1 protein-coding gene is annotated in these 631 nt (G+C 52.0%); it reads left to right on the top strand.

What is annotated here, in order from left to right; all coding sequences use genetic code 11:
• Positions 1-34: 34 nt before the first annotated feature.
• On the top strand, positions 35-631 hold a 597-nt coding region (locus tag HMPREF3119_RS19880; RefSeq protein WP_246829289.1), incomplete at its 3' end, for a DUF968 domain-containing protein.

Below are 631 nucleotides of genomic sequence, written 5' to 3'. Positions count from 1 at the left end.
TGAGCGGGTGCTTCGTTTCCTGGATAATCCAGCCGTGATAAAAGTCGCCGGTGGACTATCCGGATCCCGTCACTATGTTAAATCCGTTGGCTACTGCCAGATTAACGATCCGGAAAACCCTTATCACCACCACGAACTGACCATGACCCGCCACAAAGATGGTTTTATCCGGACATGCTGGCACCATGACAACATCTTGCGGGCGGGTGATGTCCACCAGCAGCAGGCGGACGAAATTCTGTTACACAACCAACGGGCGTTTGTGGCACGCAGCATCTTTACCGATCTGCGGCTGCCGGCTGGTCATCTTCTTAATCCTTCCGATTTGTTCACCTGGTCGGTGATGCGCCGCGTCAGTGATCATCTTCCTGCCTTTATCAGCTCATACATCCTGATGCAGAAACCGGAGGAAGAGATAACCGGCACCATGACAGAGCATTCCATTGTCCATCAACCGTGCTCACACAGCCGGATTGTTCAGGAAATCGTAGAGAAGATAAAGCCGGTCGTTGTTCTTAAAGTGGATCCTGAGCCGCCGCAAAGCTTTATGAAAATCCCGAAATATCAGCGCTGGGAGAGTCTGAAATACCTACAGTGGGTGAAAAGCCAGCCGTGTTGTGTGTGCGGCCAG

Origin of the sequence: Morganella sp. HMSC11D09, assembly GCF_001807955.1 — a bacterium.
GTDB classification, from domain to species: Bacteria; Pseudomonadota; Gammaproteobacteria; order Enterobacterales; family Enterobacteriaceae; genus Morganella; species Morganella morganii.
This window is presented reverse-complemented; position numbering and strand designations above follow the sequence as displayed.